The sequence below is a fragment of the Bacillus sp. EB600 genome (genome assembly GCF_024494385.1).
In the GTDB taxonomy this organism is placed as follows: Bacteria; Bacillota; Bacilli; order Bacillales; family Cytobacillaceae; genus JAEVLT01.
In genome coordinates this window covers 23,973-43,777 of record NZ_JAEVLT010000037.1, presented here as the reverse complement: position 1 = coordinate 43,777, position 19,805 = coordinate 23,973, and the positions used below count along the sequence as shown (strand labels likewise).

Here is a 19,805-nt window from a genome sequence, read left to right as displayed (position 1 = left end):
AGCCATTAACTTTCAACAGCAACTCTACTAATATACCACTTTATTATAAATGTGTCAACAACCTTTTTTGTTTCAAGTTATTAACAACGCGTCATTAGCGACCGCTTGAATATAATAACATTCCATACCTAAGTCGTCAACACTTTTTATTGTTTCTTTATTACACTGTGTTTTATTATCTTCTACGTTGAGCACACTATGTATGAAAATTCCTATGGAAGGAAACCCGTAGGAATGGAGTAAGATTACATCCATTTTATATTCAACTGCCTTCATTACTGATTTATTTTTAATAAAGGAGGCCCCCATGCGCTCAACACGATATCCATTAAAAATAATCTACATTCTGATTACGGTTTTATTATTTGCCATGGCTCTTTTTAATATCTTTTACGGATTAGCTGATTTTCCGATTTTCAGCTGGGATGAAGCTCGGCATGGTGTAAGTGCCTATGAGATGTTGAAAGAGAGAAATTTTATAATGAACACATACAAAAACCAAATTGATTACTGGAATTTAAAACCCCCTCTTAGTTTTTGGATGACAATGGCTGGTTATAAAATTGCCGGTTTTAATACATTAGGTCTTAGACTGTTTTCAGCAATCTCCGCCGTCATGACAATTTTAGTCACCGCGCTTTTCGTTTTAAAAAAACACGGGATTGCTGCTTCGTTTCTTTCTAGTCTATCATTAACGACAAGCACTCAATTTCTGATCTATCACAGTGCAAGAACAGCAGATGCGGATTCTCTTTTTGTATTTTTATTCACTTGCTCTATGTTATCCATGCTGCTTTGCAGCCAAAACCATAAATGGCTCTATATCTCAGGGATGATGTTCGCCCTGGCCTTTTTAACAAAGAGTTGGCATGCTGGAACTATCATCTTCATTTTCTGTCTGCATCTTATCTTTACAGGTAAATACAGGCTTATCCCTTTTAGAAACTGGTTGCTTTTAATAACCTTTACGGCCGGTCCAATCATCTTGTGGGGGGTTATTCGATACCAATATGATGGGATGACATTCTTAAAAAACATGGTTACTTACGATTTATTAAAAAGAACTTCTGTCCCTATCGAAGGACACATTGGATCAAAACTTTATTATTTTCAAACTATCTGGGACTTTTCAAAGTTTTGGCTTATTTTATTAACAGGATTCGTTCTAGTTCGTTTGTACTTACATTTTACCAAAGTTCGTAAGATGCCCGATTCAAGCGACATAATCGGCCTTTGTTTATGGCTTATTGTTCCCTTCATTGTATATTCAATAGCAGAAACAAAGATTAAATGGTATATTTTGCCTGTCTATCCGGTAGTGTCAATCCTTATCGGCGCGGTGGGAGGTTCTGTTTTACAGAATGGAAAACTTGCCATTAGAACGATTCTTTTGGTTTTGATTATTGCAGTCTCAGCAAAATATGAATCCCAAATATACACCTATTTACGGCATCCCGTTCCAAAATTACATTTAAACTTAGTTCAGAAAATACAAAGTATTAATGAGGTAAAAGGTTATAGTTTTTATCGGTATCATCATTCAAAAAGCTTTGTGTGGTTGCAGAATACTGTTTTAGCAGCAGAGCTATTTGGTGATTTAAAGGTGAAAGAAGGTGATTTTAAAGCTTTTATGAAGAAGGATCGAGCACTACTTTTGCTGAAGAAAGGCAATAAAGCCGAACAGCTTATTAAAGCAAAGCATTTCGTGATTATTGCCTCCAATCAGTGGGGTTATATCGTCCGCAAATCAAGATAGTCGAAGATAGGACTTGGCCGCCATAGCCAGGTCCTTTAAAAATACTTTTGATAAAACCAATATCGTTTTTCCAGGCAAATGGATGCCAATTCTCTTGATAAAGCTCCTGAGTTCCACGTTCCATTATTATTAGAAAGGATGATAACTGTAATTCTGTCATGAACAAAATCGACCAGTTCTGATTTAAATCCGGGCAGGCTTCCGTTATGCTCAATCATATACTTTCCAAAGCTAATAAAATTATCGGCAACATTCCAGCCGTAACCATATTTGAAAACGCCCCAGCGGGCACTGTCAATATAGCCCGTCTCCATTTTCTTTACCTCTGCCGGCGGCAGCAAACGGTTATTATGAATAGCATTAGTATACTTCAGTAAATCCCCAACTGTCGAGATGATATCTCCTGCCCCCTTAAGTTGGCTTTCATCATCTTTCATTACAATCTCACGCATATTTTGATAACCAGTTGCCAATTTCTCGGTATCTAAACTCCATAAATAGGTATGGTTCATCCCCGCAATACGAAAGATATGATCCCTGAGATATTGCCCGTAACTTTCTCCACTAACCTTTTCTATTATTCCAGCTAATATCATATAGCCAGTATCTGAATACATGTATTTCGAACCCGGAGTATAGGAGAGTTTTTGCCTGCCCATTAAATTAATAAAGTCAGGTATCGTGATCGGCTGAGTTGTATCTGTTAATTTAAAGTGGTTCTTCACACCGGAACTATGCGTCAACAAGTCATGAATCGTTATAATCTTACCATTCTGAAAAGCGGGAAAGTATTTTGAAATAGGGTCAGTGGTTTTTAATTCACCTGCTGTTTCAAGCTGTAAGATCGATAAAGCCGTAAACGACTTGGTCAGTGATGCAATTCGAAACTCAGTATCAAGTTGATTAAGTGCTTTTATACTGTAGTTAGAGAATCCGTATCCTTTTTGAAAGAGTATTTTTCCGTTTTTGGCAACTAGGACAGTTCCATTAAACTGGCTTTCCTCCGCTTTTTCATCCATGAAGTCTAACAGCTTTTGCCGAATGGTTCCTTTCAATCCCGAATGCAGCGTACTTCCATATGCCATAAAAAGGACAGCACAAACCAGCAGGAGACCTCCCCCAAAGATTAGTAACCATATGAATGATTTTTTCATCCGTCCTATCTCCCACCTTTCAAAATGCAAAACCACTTTCATTATAGTACAAACCACCAATAAAAATAAAAAAGGCCATGCATTGCATAGCCTTTTTACTTCATATATTTATTTTAAGAAGATGAAATAGCACAAGAAAATGACAAAGAAGAAATACATAATCGGATGAACTTCTTTGATTCTTCCTCTTACGATCATCGTAATCGGATAAAAGATGAAGCCGATCGCAATTCCAGTTGCAATACTATAGGACAAAGGCATGATGATCATTGTCAAGAATGCCGGTACCGCAATTTCAAATTTATCCCATTCAATATGTCTTAAAGAAGTAACCATCAACACACCGACAATAATAAGTGCTGGCGCTGTAACAGCTGATGTAATAACCGATAATAATGGGAAAAAAAACAAGGAAAGAATAAAGAACCCAGCTGTTACTATTGAAGCAAATCCTGTTTTTGCACCAGCAGCAACCCCTGCCGTTGACTCAACGTAAGAAGTTGTTGTTGAAGTTCCTAAAACCGCTCCAACCATCGTTGCAATGGAATCTGAAACTAATGCTCTTCCTGCATTAGGAAGGTGATTGTCCTTCATTAAACCTGCTTGGTTTGCCACGGCTACAAGTGTTCCCGCATTATCAAAAAAGTCCACGAATAAAAACGTTAGGATGATACCGATCATCGTAGTGGACCAAAAAGAACTGTCTCCAAAGGAAGAGAAAACAGCACCAAATGTTGGTTGGATACTTGGAACGGTGTCAATTACTTTGTGCGGTACATCAATTAATCCAAAGATCATTCCCACAACAGCGGTAATGATCATTCCATAAAATACTCCGCCTTTTATACCTCGTGTCATTAAGATGACTATAATGATAATACCAAAAATAGAAAGTAATGTTGTCCCTTTGGACAGGTCACCTAGTCCAACAAGAGTTGCATCATTATTAACAATAATCCCTGACTCTTGCAAGCCAATAAAGGTAATAAATAACCCGATCCCGGCACCAACCGCATGCTTTAACTGAACAGGAATCGCGTTGATAAGTTTTTCACGAAGCCCAGTAAGTGTTAATAAAAAGAAGAAGATTCCAGAAATAAGAACTGCGCCAAGTGCATGCTGCCAAGGAATTTTGCTTCCCAAAACAACGCTATAAGCAAAGAATGCATTTAATCCCATCCCAGGTGCCAATGCTAACGGGTATTTCCCTAAAAGCCCCATTACGAGCGAACCAACTGCGGAGGCAATGGCAGTTGCCACAAACACGGAACCATAATCCATTCTCATTGCATCCGGCAGTCCTTTAACGCTGGATAATGTCAATGTAAGCGGGTTGACCACTAAAATATAGGCCATTGCTAAAAAGGTAGTCATCCCGCCTAAGAATTCTTGGCGATAACTTGTTCCCAGTTCTTTGAACTGAAAGTACTTTTCCATTTTTGTTTCCTCCCAAAATTACTCTCTAATATCATTACCAAAAAACGCTCCGGTATCCACCGGAGCGTTGACTATTGGCATAATGATATAGAAAGAAGATGCTTTCCAGACTACACTTGCCTCGTAGTCAAGCCATTTACGGTAGCTTGGTAGAAACTCTTGGGCCATATTCCCAATATTATACGAAAACAATATGAATTTATAAGTACCTTTGTATCATACCAACGACCTATTTCTCTGTCAATAAAAAATACGAACGTTTATTATTTTTTTAATAATTACGTTCGTATTTTCTGGAATATTCCGCTTATTTAGTTATTCCCACTCGATCGTTGCTGGCGGCTTACTCGTTATATCATAAACTACTCTGTTTACATGAGGTACTTCGTTAACAATTCTTGTAGAAATTACTTCTAAAACTTCCCACGGGATTCTTGCCCAATCGGAGGTCATTCCATCAATAGAAGTTACTGCACGAATACCGATTGTATAATCATATGTTCTTGCATCACCCATTACCCCTACGCTGCGAATGTTCGGTAATACGGTAAAGTACTGCCAAATATCACGGTCTAATCCAGCCTTTTTAATTTCATCGCGTAAAATCCAATCAGATTCCCTTACGATTTCAAGCTTGTCTTCGGAAATGGCTCCGAGAACACGAATACCAAGGCCTGGTCCTGGAAATGGCTGTCTCCAAACGATTTCATCCGGCATTCCAAGCTGAGTTCCAAGTGCACGAACCTCATCCTTAAACAGCGTATTTAGCGGTTCAATCAATTTGAATTGCATATCTTCAGGAAGTCCACCGACATTGTGATGAGATTTAATCGTTTGAGCAGTTGCCGTCCCGCTCTCAATTACGTCTGTATAAAGGGTACCTTGTGCCAGAAATTCAATCCCTTTAAGCTTTGTTGCTTCATCATCAAATACATAAATAAATTCGTTGCCGATAATTTTTCGCTTTTTCTCAGGATCTGACACACCTTCAAGCTTGGAAAAGAAGCGGTCTTTGGCATCAACCTTGATCACGTTCATTTTAAAGCCGTCAGCCAATGTTTTCATTACACCTTCTGCTTCATATTTACGAAGCAGGCCATGATCGACAAAAATACATGTCAATTGGTCGCCGATTGCTTTATGAATTAACACAGCAACAACAGAAGAATCCACACCGCCGCTTAATGCACATAATACCTTTTTATCACCAACAGTTTGGCGAATTTTCTCTATTTGAATTTCAATAAAGTTTTCCATTGACCAATTACCCGCACATTGGCAAACCTCGAAAACAAAATTTTTCAGAAGTTCATTTCCGTAAACAGAATGGCGTACCTCTGGATGGAACTGAACTGCATATAGCTTTCGCTCTTTGTCACTCATTGCTGAAATTGGGCAAGACGGGCTTGTGCCGTCAACAACAAAGCCATTTGGGGCCTCAACGACCAGGTCACCATGACTCATCCATACAGTTTGTTCATCAGGCAATCCTTTGAATAGTGCCGATGGATTTTGCACATTTAATACAGCTTTTCCATACTCGCGATTCTTAGCTTTCTCTACTTTTCCGCCATAATAAAGTGTCATTAACTGCATTCCGTAGCAGATACCAAGGATCGGAAGGCCCATTTCAAAAATCTTTTCATCACAGCGAAATGAATTTTCATCATATACACTGTTTGGTCCACCAGAGAAAATGATTCCCTTTGGATTTAATTTCTTGATTTCTTCCGCCGTAATAGTGTGGGGATGAAGTTCGCTATACACGCCAAATTCACGGATTCTACGTGTAATCAGCTGGTTATATTGACTGCCAAAGTCTAGGACTACAATCATTTCTTGCTTACCCGTCAAGGTTAGCCACCTCTTTCTAAATAGTTCATAAATTTAGTTTCCGCCGCAATCCGAAAAACATAACAAAAAAAAAGAAAACTAGAACTCTTCCCTCTTTTTTAATAAAAATAAGAAGGCAGAAATCTAGTTTCCTTGCAAAAAACACTAGCTGTAAATTTCTGCCTTCATAGTCAGGCTATTTATGGTAACCCGGTAGAGACTCTCGAACCGTATAATCGAGGATATATGAAGGAAAACGTACGTATGAATTTCCACCATATTGTAACAATATGTCGATTTATTGGTCAAGCTGTTACCTATTTTATTAAATATTCCCATAATTCTTTCATTTTTGGTGTTTTCTTGCTTTTTTCAATAAAAGGCGGCCCCTATATGTGTACTAGCCGTTCCCAAAAACGAAAACGGACAAATAATATAGTGACAGGTTAAAGGAGAGGTGATTAGCTGCCAAATGAGCACTTATCTCATGATCGTAAGCACTATAAAAAATATACTTTTACACTTTAGACAAGGAAAGAAGAAGAGAAGAATGGAATATAGTGATTGGGGTTTGGGTGTAGATTGTTGTTGTTATTATAGTTCACCCTTTTCTGTTCACAATCGCTCGATCACCATTGTTGGTTTTCAAGAGGTTTTAGCGGAAGGAGAGACGATTCGTTATTCTGTTGTAAGAAAAAGTTGGTGGGGAAAAAGAACCATCTATGGTCAAGGATCTATATTGGGAAATTATAAAAGCCCTCATAGTTTTCAACTATCCATAGAAGGCATTCCAAAAGGAGGAAACTATCAGGTTGAGGTCTTTAATGGTTTTTACATGGCTTGCGGACAATTTACAGTTAAAAGTTAAGGAACGGCGGGTCTATTGTTTACCAATCCAATATCCTAGTCCGGCTAATAGAATTCCAAGTAAATAACTGCTGAATAAATAAAGAAGAAACATAAACCGCCGCTGACTTTTATTCAATAAAAAAAGTTCAAAATTAAACGTTGAAAAGGTAGTGTATGCCCCTAAAAACCCTGTACCTACTAATAAACTGACAGAAAGAGGAATCCACTCGTTTCCCAGGAGGAGCCCCATTAACAAAGAGCCGGTTAGGTTAACGACAAAGGTTCCCAGCGGAAATAACTTTGTTTTTGAGAAAGTAAGGTTTACCCAATATCTTGCTGCTGCACCGAAGAATCCGCCTAAACCTACAAGCCAAATTTGTTCAACCATGCACTTTCTACACATCCTTCTTTTTATAGCTAGTAAGAGAAAAGCCGAAATAAACGAGTACGTAGCCCCCAATGGAGCTTGCTAAAAGGTAAAAGGCTGGGAAGACTATATAGCCTTTATCAAAATAAGAAACCACCTCAATGCTGAAGGTTGAAAAAGTTGTGAATGCGCCTATAAATCCAGTTCCAACTCCGAGGACGAACCACTTTGGCAGCTCATAGATTCTTGCCAAGCCCTGAAGATAACCAAGTATAAAGCAGCCTGATAGGTTAACACATAAAGTTCCAGCAAGAGGAATATGACCAGCTATTAATAACCACTTATAAATTAAAAATCTTAGCACCGCACCAAGAATTCCTCCGATCCCTACAGCCAAATACATGCCCCGCATTCCACCTTTCCTTCACCATTTTATGCCGGACAAGCAAAAAAAGAATCAGAGCGGGGGCTCAGATTCTTTTTTCACTATCTAGCTAGAGATAACCATGCTACGAAAAGCAATATACTTCACTAAAAAAATAAAGGGTTTAATGTGGCGTGCGGAGCGACTAGTGTACTTCGCTAACGGGCGCTTTCTGCTTTTCTTTTAATCACCATTATCATTGTTGTACCATTCTTCTTCCCATTCATCGGATTCATGCTCCGAGCACCATCTGTAATTTCTTTTGTAAAAAGTTTTAATATAGTTATTCAGCATAATGTGTCTTATTTTTGTTTGCTCTGGTGGCAATGCCCCGGCTTGGGAATAAACCTTAATTAAGTCACTATAGTCCCGGTAGATCCGCTTATAGACTTGCTCAAGCTGTTTTCGCTGTGCCCAATTGTATTTGATATTTTTCGTACAATTCATCTCTGGGTCATACAATTCTTTTTCTTGTTGGTTTACTTGGTCCGCTTCTTTAGCCTGTGTGACAAGTGATGAGAAAAAGAAGCCACATAGAATCATACAGGAAATTAATACTTTTGCCATCCACTTAAAACCTCTTTAACCAAAATTTTGCGGTTCATTCTGAGATTAGTCATCATTGCGATCATCATCACCTTCATGGTGATCATCATCGCCTTCATGATGGTCGTCATCAGTGCCGCTCCTATTTCCTGATCCTTCCTTCTCAACCTCTAATACCTTACCTGTCGCTTTATCAATTTCCACTTCATACTTTCCATCCTTTGCCTGGACAATAATTTCATATTTTGTTATTCCGTCATCCTTTTCAATTTTCGCGCTAACGATTTGACCTTTCACTTTTCCTAATGCAATTTGCTTAGCCTTTTCCATACTGATGGCTGCAAGCGAGTTTATCCCTTGTGCCTTAGTGGACTGGGCAAATAAACCAGAACATAAATTAATTGATAAAAGTAAAGCAACTACAAGAACTTTTTTCATCATGTACACTCCTTATTTTTTCTTTTCTTTAGTTTGTGAATACTGGATGAAATTATTCAGGCAACCTTTAGATTTTTTAATTAGGAAGCTTTCACATGGAATTACCTTAGAAAAGTTTTAAGAAGATTATTGTTCTAAAACGAAAATATAAGCTTGTCGCCTATAACGGTTGTCCCTTTGGATGCATAAGTTATGGTAGTGGCAACAGTAACTGGGGGGATCGGAATGTATGTTTAGTTTACAAGGATCAGAGATCAGTCATTTTCTATTTGCGATGGGGTGCTTATTGGCCACAGCACATTTATTCGGATTTATGGCAGAGCGCATGTATATTCCACGGGTTATTGGAGAAGTTTTCGCAGGGATCGTATTAGGGCCGACACTGTTAGGACATTATTTTCCAAATGCTTTCCATTGGATGTTTTTAGGGTTCCCAGCAGAGGAAAAGTTTTTTGGTCTCCTTTATCAGTTTGGGTTGCTTATGCTAATGTTCTGCTCAGGGCTAAAATTTCAAACCAACTTTACAAAAGAAGATGTGAAAGTCACATCCGTTTTAGTAGCTGGAGCCACCATTCCTGCTTTTATTGTCGGCTGGCTGGCAGCAGATACACTTAATATCACTCCTTACTTAGGAACAGCCAACAACTTGCTTGCTTTAAAAATAGTGATCGCGATTTCCATTGCTGTAACATCCATACCTGTTATATCGAAGATCTTTAATGATCTTGGGATTATGCCGACCCGATTTGCAAAAATCGTCATTGCCTGTGCAGGCATTCATGATATCTTATTATGGATCGCATTAGGCTTTGCGACGTCACTTGCCAGCAATGACGGGATTTTTACAATTGGCAGCGGCCTCAAAAGTATTTCCATCAGTGTCGGATTCATAGTGGGGGTATTGATATTAGGCTACTTACTCTTTAATCGAGTTACCTTTTTAAAAATGAACCTATTGTTTAGGTCATCAAATCTAGGTTATTTTCTATTTATTATGTTCATGCTTGCTGCTATTGCCGGTTCTCTCCATGTAGAAACGATCTTTGGAGCACTATTAGCCGGTATTATTGTAAAGTTTGCCATGCCAAGGATCGTATCAGAAAGAATTGAACAAGGGGTAGCGAATATATCTTTTTCTTGGTTTATCCCGATTTACTTCGCAACCGTTGGGTTACAGCTAAATCTCGTTCAGCATTTTAACCTCTTGTTTTTCCTAGGTTATTTGCTAATAGCTACCATCACCCAAACATTAGCTGTCTACATTTCATCTAGGATGATGAAATTTGACCGGCTCACGAGCTTCAATCTTGGCATTGCCATTAACAATCGTGGCGGACCAGGGATTGTTCTTTCCTCTGTCGCATATTCAACCGGAATTATTAACCAAGACCTTTTTGCCATTCTTGTTATGTTAGCACTAGTAACATCCTGGTTCCCAGGAACCTGGCTCCGTTTTGTCCTCCAAAAAGGATGGAAATTAATGCCCGGTGATGAAAAGCTGGCCTCAACTCAGAAGCAGGATAAGAAAAATGTAAAAACGTTGCACTAAAAAGAAAAGCGGAAGCGCCCGTTTAGCGACGTTATATACAATACTAAAAAGGCCCGGATCAACCCGAGGCCTTTGTTAGTGATTTTGTTGATGGAATTGTTTGCTAATCCTTAGTCATTTTCTGAACGCAATATGGTTAACATTCTTCAGGGATACTGCTAATCAAAACTTTGGTTTGAACGTTTTGCAGCAGGTTTCTGCAGAATGACTTGCCTCTTCCTTACGGCTTTTAAAGTCAAGTTCTTGAGAAAACTCTGTATTATACTTTGATTGAAAATCCATGTCAATTGTGATTTTATTAGCTCCACATATATTTCCTTCCGCATGAAAGTCACAATTTGCTACAGAACAGCTAACCTCAACATTTGGCATAAATATCCTCCCAGCTAATCCAAAAAATTAATACCAATGAGAAGTTTGTAAGCATATCCCCTCATTGTCATTATTTTGTCTAATCTAACCCATCAATATGATTGGTAACATCTATTGACTACATTTCCCTCTATACGGAAATTTTTTCTTTCATCAGCAAAGCATTTTGCAAGAGCGTGATTTCTTTTTCAATACTTGAGAAACCTTCTATTTTGGGAATATATTTTTTTGCCGGAGGCTGGAAGCGATTAGTCGCAGTAGCCATGGATTCAAAAACAAGCAGTAATTGAGCAAGATTTTCATCAGAAAGTACGGGACACTTGGAGCTTTTTGGACAGGCTTCAAGCAAATAGCTTAATTGCTCAATGCAAAAAATAACCGGCCAATAATAATCCACTGCTTGTTTATTGATTGGAATCTCACCCAAGGCTGTACTATAGATTGTTTTTAAATTGGTTAAATTCGTTTGCATTTTGAGCTGCTCTTTGGTCTTTAAAGCTGTTAAGCCACTTTCTTTTTCAGAGAAAAGGAGATATAAAAATTGTGCTTGACTTCGGATCGTTTTAGAAATTAAATGGGGAAGCCGGCTGGAGGCAGAACGCCTGCCAACAAACAGCACTCCGATAAGACCGATCATACTACCGATAATAACATCAACTATTCTCGCTGATGCAAAATAAGAAAAGCTATGCCCCAGGCTCGTACTTTCTGCCATGATTAATGCATTGGGGGTAAAGAACAAAGCGGCTAAAGCGTAATTTCGGACAATAAAGAGCTCTGTTATAAACGTCAGTAAAAAGATTAAGAACGCAATCAGTAATCCTTCAGGCTCAAACCAGAGCACAAAACTCGCGATCAGGATTCCGACGATTGTTCCAATCAATCGTTGAATGGCACGATGATAGGTAGATACAATGGTCGCCCCCGATATAACCGCCGCACAGGATAGCGGTACCCAATAGGCCCGTTGAAATTCAAACAGATACGCGACGATTGCGGCGATAGTAAGAATTACTCCGTATCGCAATGAGGTAATAAAAACAATTGAGTTTTTATCAAAGGCCCCCAAAAAAATAGTCTTTAGTGATGGTTTTGAAATTCGGATTACTTGGTTAATCTTCGAATTCGGTTCATTCAAGACTGCATCCGCATCATATATGATTGAAAATAACCGGGCGGTTGCATTATCCATCTGTTCGGGTTGAAGAATTTTTTCGACGTCACTTTCATGATTTGGGTCAAGCGAATTTGCAAGTTTACGAACAGAAGCACTCAATTCCGATGGAATTTTTGAGCTTTGTTTTGCAAAATGTTCATTTATGTACATATAAATGATGCTGGCATGATTATTGACTACATACAATCGTTTAAATAATTCCGTAACCCGCCACGGAATATAACCCGCTGCAAGTGTATCTTCTGCTTCTTTCATCGCTAATAAAGTTCTATGCCTTGCTTGATGAAATGTATCCGTACCAACAGAATCGAGAAATGTTGCTAATTCTCGATACACTCTTTGGACGACACGTACTTCAGGACCATGTGGATTAAAAAACCAGCCGAGCATCGCAATCAGCATCGATAATGCTCCCCCAAGAAAGGGTAGACTCGCGCGCAATAAAGCAAGCTCTGGATGGACAGGCATCCCTGTTGTCATGGCAAAAACTAATATGAAAAAGATTGCCGACGGCCCGGGGATTCTTAATGCTCCAAACACAAATACAACAAATGCCCCGATCATCCCCATTAAGATCGCGGAAATAAGTGGGTAAGGGGCAGAAATAGACCCCAATGCCACTACAAATGTGATCCCAAGCACCACAGAAAATAGCTTTTTAGCTCTTTGAGCATAAGGCACGGAAAATACATAAAGATAGGTAAAGCTCCCCATGCCAGCTAGCAGTCCATATTGGATATTTCCAAATAATAACCCAATAAAGACGGGCAGGAAGGCTGCTATCCCAGCGCTAAAAGCCTTTACCCACGGAAACGGGTTCTTGGTAATCGTTAACGCCTGTTTAATGATTGAGTGTGGTGTCGGAACTTTAAATAAAGGTACCTTTGTTTTTTTTGATTGTTCCATCTTAGCTCTACTTTCTTAATTTGTTTCGTTCATGAAGGTTAAAAAACGAAAAATTACTTCTACATCTGGACTAGGATACTTTACATACTCTCCTGCCTAATTTGTGCAGCAAAAGGTAAGTAAATACAAAAGGAGATAAAAAAGATTGACCTTTTTTATCTCTTTATTATAAGTCATCTTCGGCTGACAGGTTGGTTTTAATTGAAAAATTTATATTCTCTTTCCAACTTTTAACTAAGCATACCTTTGGTACTTCTTACAGTTGACCGATTCACTGATACCTTTGAAACAGAGCGTTTTTTTAGGAAAGAGTAAAAATTTCCGATCAACAATCCTATAAACAAATACATCAATCCACCGAAAAACCCATATATTACTGTTCCTGAAACTGCCGTAAGAATGCCAAACACAATTTGATCTTTATCTTTACCAGGTGATGTTGGCGGGTCTGTCAGCATGAAAAATCCAAAGAACAGAGTAGCATTAATAAATGGCGGCCGGAGTGCATCCACTGCACCACCGATATTAAAATGCCCCATCAGTAGCAAAAGAAAAAAAGATGTACCCAAAAAGGAAAAAACCTGAGGAAATTTATTTACTCGGTTGGTAACTTTATAACCGCCAACTAAGAGAAACAAAATGGTCCATACAGGAAGATCTCCAAAAGCCCCCCACCAGCTTTGTCCTGTTTGAAAAAGCAGAACGGATAAAAGCAAACCAAAAGCTGCAGGATTAAAGATTGGCTTTTTCTTATAAACCAAAAGATGCTTAGACAAAATAGCAATAACGACTGTCCACGCAATGACTCCAAGAGAAGTCGCTGTGCTTAGGATAAGGGAAATAATTAGCCCTGTAATAACAGCTCCATCTGGCATACTCCACTTTCGTTTTTTTATTACATTGCAAAGGATGTCCACGATGATGGAAATAAGAACTGCCACAAAACCATTCCTAATACCCGCTAATTCTTTAGACCCCATCGAGGCGACAAGCAAATAAGTAATCATCGCCATTGTTACAAAACCTTTTGGCGTTTTAAGCCATTTCTTTGCTGTCATTTATACTCCTCCTACAGAAACCATTTCTAAATCTGATGTGATAAAAAGTCCCTTTAAATCAACACTCTTGAGTAACGCCTGCCCTTTTTCTCTGCCAAGCAGAAATACTGCTGTCGAAAATACATCCGCCAGCATAGCGAACGGGGCAATGATACTACAGCTGACCCAGTCATTTGGTGAATGCTTCGTTTTTGGGTTAATGATGTGGTGCATACCAGGAATGTTAGCATTCCTGCGCTCGTAACTTCCTGATGTACATACAGCTTGATTAGAAATTTCAATTTTAGTGATGATTTGATCCTTCCTCTCAGGATGCTGAATACCAATCTTCCAGGGGCTCCCATTCTCATCCACTCCGCCTGCAAACAGATCACCGCCGGCATTAACAACAAACCCTGCAAAATCTTTCAGCTCATTTACAGCCAAATCGATCGCAAATCCTTTCGCAACCGCTCCTAAATCAACAACAAGCGGCTTGGTTAAATAGATTGTATGGCCTCGTTCATCTAAAATAATATCCCGATACGTGACCACATCATCAGAAGGGCTTTTCATGTGTTCGCCTGTCAAGTAATGGCGATTATATCCTTGCTCTTCCATGACTTTCCCAATGGTTGGATCAAAGACACCATCCGTTAATTTTGCCATTTCTAACGCGATCTTAAGGGGTTCAAATAAAAAAGGACTTATTTGGACTGGTTTTTCCACTTCTCGACAGGCGAGCATTAATTCACTATCCGGGCTAAAACGACTACAGGCCTGTTCTACATTGCGGAAAGCCTCAAAGGCTAGATCCGCTTTTGCTTCCGCTTCTTCTTTAGATGTTAGTTTCCAAATGACAACCTGAATATCTACAACAGTATCCATATATAGTTTTGTTTTTCTCATCTTACGCATTTTGCGCCTGAGAAAGTGCGGCTTGTACAGCATCCTCAAAAGCTTGGGTACTGTAAGTTGCCCCTGAAACATTATTTACCTGAGCATTTTGCTTTTGTAGTACTTCATCAGGGAGTCCCACTACATCACTTTCAGAATAGTGCATGCCCCAATTACTAATTTGGACATCCATTATTTTATCGTTTTTCAACGTAACTGCTACTTCTATCGAACCACGACGATTCATTCCCGAACCTGTAAAGGTCCCATTTTTATATAACTGTTTTATTTGGTTTGTTTGATTTGTTTGATTTGTTTGGTTATTGTTTGCCAAACTAACACTTGATTGATTGGTTTTCGCTTGAATGCTGATTTGAGCTTGCTGCGATTCCAGTTTGACTGCCTGGGCTTCTGTAGAAAAGTACCCGGTGGCATAAACCGCTGCAACCGCTGCTGAACATAAAAGCACCCATTGTTTACCCATTTTTGCCATTTGAAATCCTCCTTGCTTTCTTTTTACCAATTTAACTGTTTCCACTTTTAAAAGATAACTTACCACTTTTAAAATTCCCTTAACAAAAAACGCTTTCCGAATATGAATACGGTTTCTAGTAAAAATACTTTAAATGTCTCAATACCAAAGTATCTAGGAAGACAAATTTTAGCAGCACAAAAAGACCACTTTGTTTTGAAAGTAGTCTTTTTGTGCTGCCCTCAACTATTGGAGGGTTTGTTCGGGGGTTCATTTAATGGCTTAAGTAGTTATTTTCTTTATAGTAAAATTATCCTCTAGCAATACCCAATTTTGCGGGTAAGGATAACCTAATACCCAATAACTTACACCACGCAAATTATATTCTTTTATGGTATCAAACTTTGCTTGTGCACTCCGTGCATCTTCAAACCATACCTCGTGTTGTCTTCCTTGTGCATCAGTGTAATGGAAATATGGCGAGGCCGCTACGGAGTTATATTGAATGGTTACGCCATGTTGTACAGCCCGAGAAATAGCCTCCTGTGGGCTATAGGTTTCAGCTTCCTGACCACTAATATGTGGGATAATCCAATCTCTCGCATACAACTGAAATCCCATCAGAATTTTCTCTCGTGGAATAACTGAAACTGCATAATTTAACACATCTTTTATCTTATTTAATGGCGAAACAGCTTGCGGCGGTCCAAGTCGATAACCCCACTCATAGGTCATCAGGACAACAAAATCGACAATCCTGCCATGTGCTGCATAATCATGTGCTTCATATAATAATCCTTTTTGTGCTGCGCTTTCCTTGGGCGCCAGTGAAGTTGATACAAAATATCCATCACCATGAAGAACATCAACTGCATGTTGAAGAAACTGGTTATAAAGCTCTCGATCTTCCGGTAAAACATTTTCAAAATCAATATTTAATCCTTTATATCCCTTTTCCTTCATGATTGACACTATATTTTTTAACAACACTTCTCTATTTTGTTGACTTGCCAAAACGGAATGTGCAATATTCTGACCGGCTTTGGTTGCAGTAAAATTGGTAATGGACATCATTGGTATGGCACTTTTGGCGATTGCTGCATCGATGGCATCCCGATCATTTTCCATGTATAAAATAAGCGAGCCATCTTCTTGAATGACATAAGCGAAAGGAGCAAGATAGGTTAAATGTTCAGCAACTTCCCCAACCATTTGTTTAACTGCTTCACCTGAATGATAAGTAAATGCGTTAGTTTCAATTGTAGGCTTTTTTCTTGGAATGACTAGCGTTATGCCAGGATACAGCAAGTTAGGATTTTGAATTCGATTTGCTTTTATAATAGCCTGTATTGTCGTTTGATAACGCCCAGCAATTTGCCATAATGCTTCTCCAGGTTGAATAGTATGCATCAGTGGAGGAATACGTAATGTCATCCCAGGGGAAATTGCTGCTGGATTGACAATCTGATTCGCACGCACGATTGCATCAACTGTCGTACCGTACCTTTGAGCAATCAACCATAGCGCCTCGCCCGATCGTACAACATGAATCGTATCATTGGTTGGTACTATTAATGCCTGACCGACGACTAGTAAATTAGCATTTTGAAGTCCATTCGTCTGTACGATTTGTGGAATATCAACCTTATATCGATTAGCAATTTGCCATAACGTTTCTCCCCTTTGCACAACATGGATAATCATCGTACTCCCCCTTTACTTTTTTGCGATAAGGGAAAAGACCTCCATTCCTATTTAAAATTTTTGTATACGGAAATTATCTGCCAGTACAAACCAATTTTGCGGGAACGGATTTCCTAAAACCCAATAGCTTACACCGCGTAAGTTTTTTTCTTTCACTAAATCGTATTTTGCCTGCACACTGCGAGCATCTTCAAACCAAACAACATGCTCCTTTCCCTGCTCATCCACATAATTAAAAAATGGTGACTGTGACTTTTCATCATATTGTATTGCTACTCCTTTACGAATCGCCAATTGAACAGCTGCTTGCGGACTTAATGTTGGAGCCCATGTTCCTTTAACAAACGGAAGTGTCCAATCATATCCATATAAAGGCATTCCCATCATAATTTTTCTATTTGGCATTTCAGTTAAAGCGTATTCGATAACCTTCCTTACTTCACTAATCGGAGCAACCGCCATTGGCGGGCCGCCTGAATAACCCCACTCATAGGTCATAAGGACAACAAAGTCGACGATTTCACCGTGTGCTTTATAATCATGAGCCTCATAGAGCAATCCTTTTTGTTCCCTGGTTAACTTCGGTGCGACAGCAGTGGAAACAGAGTAACCTAATGGATGAAGCCGATTCACTACCCGTCGTAAAAAGTTATTGTACAACTCCCGGTCTTGTTGAAAGAGATACTCAAAGTCAATGTTCAATCCATAATATTTCTTTTCCTTCAAAACCTGAACAATGTTATTCAGTAAAGTGTCCTGCACATCATTATTGATAAAAATTGCATGGGCCAGATTTGAGTCAAATTTACCTTCTTTAAAATTCGTAAGTGCCATTAATGGGGAAACATTTTTAGATGCCGCAACATTTAAAAGCCCTGTTTCTTGAAAACTACTTAAGCCTCCGTTTTCCACTACGGAATACCTAAAAGGACTTAGATAGGTTAAATATTCTCCTATCTCCCTTACATTTTGCTGTCCTGCTTCAGCAATATTTGTTATATATGCATTTACTTCAATTAATGGTTTTACCTTGCTAGGAATAATTAATCTTTGGCCTGAATAAATGGATGCTGGATTTGTAATTTGATTTACTCGAATGATATCCTGGACCGGCACACCGAATTTTCTTGAAATCGCCCAAAGAGTGTCTCCGGCTTTTACCACATAAAAATCAGTTGGTAATTTCAAACGCTGACCTGGATAAATTAATGCTGGATTTGTGATTTTATTTTCATTTAAAATTGATTCAATTGTCACTTTATACTTTTGGGCAATATTCCACAGCATTTCCCCTGCTTGAACAATATGATAACCAGCCGCTTCTGGTATTACTAATGCCTGACCTACAACTAATTGATTAGCATTCGTAAGTTGGTTGGCTGCAATGATTTGATTGATCGTAACTCCATATAGTTGTGAAATTTGCCAAAGGGAATTTCCTGACTGAACGACATGAATCTTCAAAGATACCACCTCTTCACTTAAATAAAGAAAAAGGGACAAATCTCAGATAGAAAAAGGAGTTATTTGATTTACTTACAAATCTTATGCTTGTAACTGCCTTATTATGTTTTCAAAGGTTTGAGTCGAAGATTGGAACATAATTGCATTTACCAATAAAAAAAGGCCTCCCACCAGTTCAGTAAACTGATGAAAGACCTCTTCTATAAATGGGTTTTTTATTATTCATGCCGCCCAGCATCCACATAATAGTTTTTAAATGCTATATCCGCCAAACCTGTCCAAATTGACATAAAACATCCTCCTCGTTTACTTGAAAAATATCTTATACTCTATGGAACTTCACAACGCCCATTCCTGTAACCCATTCTGGAATAGGTTCATAACATGCAACCTCTGGCTCAAATCCATTAAGAATTCCTAGCAGCACAAGCCAGTTGTGAATTTCCTGACCGCCATTGCCGCCATTTTCCTCGATAAAGTCAGGGCCCCATTGTCTTAGCGCCTGATAGTCTTTTTCTGTAATCAATTGTAAAAATTCACGATCCCACTCTTCATTGACCGGTCCGGATTTCAAACTTGTCACACGTGTTTTGCGCGTGTTCAAATATTCGTCAAGCTGCTCAATTTCTTGACGGCCATTTGTTAGGACTTTAATTAGCTCTTGATCCTCAGGCTTTTCACTATCGATCTTTGGAATTGGAACCCAGTGAGAGATCCCTCCTGAAGCGACAATCGCTACCTTTTTATCGCTTTTCCATGATTCAATTGCTTCACGGACAACTTCTCCGACTTTGAAACAGCGGTCCATTGTAGGAAGCGGCGGTGCTGCTGTATTCACGGCAATCGGTACAACTGGTATCTTTAGATCAGGGTTTAAAAAGTATACGGCCTGAGTGTGGCCATGATCCACTTTCATCTTCATCGAAAAAGCAAAATCCACATTGTTCGCCAAACCTGTATCAAGAATATGCTTCGCTAATTCTTGCTGGATAGGAATTTGGTATTCAGGAATTTGCCAGTCGCCCCATCCTTCACATCGATCAATTCCAATCGTGAAGGATGGCATATGATCATAAAAATAACTATTGAAATGATCATCCGAAATTAAAACGATCACATCTGCTCCCATATCCTCCAGCCATTTTTTCATTTCTGCAACGGTATTTAGAAAACGCTGCCCCTTTTCTCCGCCGCCAGCTTCATTTGTCATGATCATCGGACTATGTGACATTGCTACACCTGCTACTATTTCAGCCATTTCTTCCACTCCTCTAATCTGAATATTTTTTTACGATCCGGGCGGGGCCATTCCCCCGTTTTAATCTGTTTGTCAAAAATTCGTTTGAATCAACTTCATAAATCACAAGTCCTGATATAACTGCGCTTCTCAAAGCATAGAAAATCTCGAAGGTGATAAGCACTA

18 protein-coding genes and 2 riboswitches are annotated in these 19,805 nt (G+C 38.9%); of the genes, 3 read left to right on the top strand and 15 right to left on the bottom strand.

Features of this window, described 5'->3' with window-relative positions:
* The first annotated feature begins 307 nt into the window (after positions 1 to 307).
* Positions 308 to 1,756 carry an ArnT family glycosyltransferase gene (locus JN080_RS23595; protein ID WP_256238434.1) on the top strand — a complete coding sequence of 483 codons (1,449 nt, stop codon included), beginning with the start codon at positions 308 to 310 and terminating at the stop codon, positions 1,754 to 1,756.
* Between the two features lie 35 nt (positions 1,757 to 1,791).
* Here JN080_RS23595 and JN080_RS23590 read toward each other — a convergent pair whose 3' ends face one another.
* The 3 genes from JN080_RS23590 to guaA all read right to left on the bottom strand — a co-directional run bounded on the left by JN080_RS23590 (position 1,792) and on the right by guaA (position 6,183).
* Positions 1,792 to 2,910: a serine hydrolase domain-containing protein gene (locus JN080_RS23590; protein WP_256238433.1), complete on the bottom strand. Its 1,119-nt coding sequence runs from the start codon at positions 2,908 to 2,910 to the stop codon at positions 1,792 to 1,794.
* Between the two features lie 108 nt (positions 2,911 to 3,018).
* Positions 3,019 to 4,347, bottom strand: coding sequence for an NCS2 family permease (locus tag JN080_RS23585; RefSeq protein ID WP_256238432.1), 1,329 nt, complete (start codon positions 4,345 to 4,347; stop codon positions 3,019 to 3,021).
* Between the two features lie 104 nt (positions 4,348 to 4,451).
* Positions 4,452 to 4,553, bottom strand: a riboswitch (purine riboswitch).
* Positions 4,554 to 4,662: 109 nt separating this feature from the next.
* Entirely contained in the window at positions 4,663 to 6,183 is a 1,521-nt protein-coding gene (guaA, locus tag JN080_RS23580; protein ID WP_256238436.1) for a glutamine-hydrolyzing GMP synthase, read from the bottom strand.
* Positions 6,184 to 6,348: 165 nt separating this feature from the next.
* Positions 6,349 to 6,450, bottom strand: a riboswitch (purine riboswitch).
* A 280-nt stretch (positions 6,451 to 6,730) separates the two neighbouring features.
* Here guaA and JN080_RS23575 point away from each other — a divergent pair.
* Positions 6,731 to 7,048: a hypothetical protein gene (locus JN080_RS23575; RefSeq protein WP_256238431.1), complete on the top strand. Its 318-nt coding sequence runs from the start codon at positions 6,731 to 6,733 to the stop codon at positions 7,046 to 7,048.
* Between the two features lie 12 nt (positions 7,049 to 7,060).
* Here the strand turns inward: JN080_RS23575 and crcB (JN080_RS23570) are convergent, their stop codons facing one another.
* The 4 genes from crcB (JN080_RS23570) to JN080_RS23555 form a co-directional block, all read right to left on the bottom strand.
* Positions 7,061 to 7,417 (bottom strand): fluoride efflux transporter CrcB, encoded by a 357-nt coding sequence (gene crcB / locus JN080_RS23570; protein ID WP_256238430.1) that lies wholly within the window; start codon positions 7,415 to 7,417, stop codon positions 7,061 to 7,063.
* Positions 7,418 to 7,424: 7 nt separating this feature from the next.
* Complete coding sequence (gene crcB / locus JN080_RS23565; protein WP_256238429.1) at positions 7,425 to 7,799, bottom strand: fluoride efflux transporter CrcB; 375 nt, start codon at positions 7,797 to 7,799, stop codon at positions 7,425 to 7,427.
* Positions 7,800 to 8,003: 204 nt separating this feature from the next.
* Positions 8,004 to 8,387, bottom strand: a complete 384-nt coding sequence (locus tag JN080_RS23560; protein WP_256238428.1) for a DUF2680 domain-containing protein — start codon at positions 8,385 to 8,387, stop codon at positions 8,004 to 8,006.
* A 45-nt stretch (positions 8,388 to 8,432) separates the two neighbouring features.
* Positions 8,433 to 8,804: a PepSY domain-containing protein gene (locus JN080_RS23555; protein ID WP_256238427.1), complete on the bottom strand. Its 372-nt coding sequence runs from the start codon at positions 8,802 to 8,804 to the stop codon at positions 8,433 to 8,435.
* Positions 8,805 to 9,033: 229 nt separating this feature from the next.
* On the opposite strand from JN080_RS23555, the gene JN080_RS23550 reads away from it, so the two are divergent.
* A complete protein-coding gene (locus tag JN080_RS23550; RefSeq protein WP_256238426.1) occupies positions 9,034 to 10,353 on the top strand; it encodes a cation:proton antiporter in 1,320 nt (439 codons plus the stop codon).
* A 162-nt stretch (positions 10,354 to 10,515) separates the two neighbouring features.
* Here the strand turns inward: JN080_RS23550 and JN080_RS23545 are convergent, their stop codons facing one another.
* The 8 genes from JN080_RS23545 to JN080_RS23510 form a co-directional block, all read right to left on the bottom strand.
* Positions 10,516 to 10,725, bottom strand: a complete 210-nt coding sequence (locus JN080_RS23545; RefSeq protein ID WP_256238425.1) for a DUF1540 domain-containing protein — start codon at positions 10,723 to 10,725, stop codon at positions 10,516 to 10,518.
* A 130-nt stretch (positions 10,726 to 10,855) separates the two neighbouring features.
* Positions 10,856 to 12,808, bottom strand: coding sequence for an FUSC family protein (locus JN080_RS23540; protein WP_256238424.1), 1,953 nt, complete (start codon positions 12,806 to 12,808; stop codon positions 10,856 to 10,858).
* 230 nt (positions 12,809 to 13,038) lie between these two features.
* A complete protein-coding gene (locus JN080_RS23535) occupies positions 13,039 to 13,866 on the bottom strand; it encodes an RnfABCDGE type electron transport complex subunit D (protein ID WP_256238423.1) in 828 nt (275 codons plus the stop codon).
* Entirely contained in the window at positions 13,867 to 14,754 is an 888-nt protein-coding gene (locus JN080_RS23530) for an FAD:protein FMN transferase (protein WP_256238422.1), read from the bottom strand.
* A 1-nt stretch (position 14,755) separates the two neighbouring features.
* Positions 14,756 to 15,235 carry an FMN-binding protein gene (locus JN080_RS23525; RefSeq protein WP_256238421.1) on the bottom strand — a complete coding sequence of 160 codons (480 nt, stop codon included), beginning with the start codon at positions 15,233 to 15,235 and terminating at the stop codon, positions 14,756 to 14,758.
* Between the two features lie 261 nt (positions 15,236 to 15,496).
* A complete protein-coding gene (locus JN080_RS23520; protein ID WP_256238420.1) occupies positions 15,497 to 16,918 on the bottom strand; it encodes a LysM peptidoglycan-binding domain-containing protein in 1,422 nt (473 codons plus the stop codon).
* A gap of 51 nt (positions 16,919 to 16,969) precedes the next feature.
* Positions 16,970 to 18,382: a LysM peptidoglycan-binding domain-containing protein gene (locus tag JN080_RS23515; RefSeq protein WP_256238419.1), complete on the bottom strand. Its 1,413-nt coding sequence runs from the start codon at positions 18,380 to 18,382 to the stop codon at positions 16,970 to 16,972.
* A 322-nt stretch (positions 18,383 to 18,704) separates the two neighbouring features.
* On the bottom strand, positions 18,705 to 19,640 hold the full coding sequence (locus tag JN080_RS23510) for a DODA-type extradiol aromatic ring-opening family dioxygenase (protein WP_256238418.1): 936 nt from the start codon (positions 19,638 to 19,640) through the stop codon (positions 18,705 to 18,707).
* Positions 19,641 to 19,805 lie beyond the last annotated feature (165 nt).